We start from the raw sequence: 262 nt of genomic DNA on the forward strand, positions 1-262 counted from the left end.
AGGTGTGACCTACGATGGTGGCGACGGTATCCTTACTGACAATGGCAACGGTACATACACCTTCGCACCGAATGAAAACTTCAATGGTGACGTAAACTTCGGTTTTGATGTGTCTGACGGCACCGATACGGTCTCTGCCAACATCGATGTGAGTGTTACAGCGGTTGATGATGCGCCAGTGTCTGGCGACCTAGCGTACTCAATCGACGAAGATGGTTCGATTCGTCTAAGCCAAGAGCAATTGCTATCGCAAGCGTCAGAT

Annotated in this window: 1 protein-coding gene; it reads left to right on the top strand. The window is 50.0% G+C overall.

Annotated elements, in window-relative coordinates:
* On the top strand, positions 1-262 hold a 262-nt coding region (locus tag A6D97_RS21975), incomplete at both ends, for a cadherin-like domain-containing protein (protein WP_170791808.1).

The organism is Vibrio sp. ZF57 (assembly GCF_001691235.1).
GTDB lineage: Bacteria > Pseudomonadota > Gammaproteobacteria > Enterobacterales > Vibrionaceae > Vibrio > Vibrio crassostreae_C.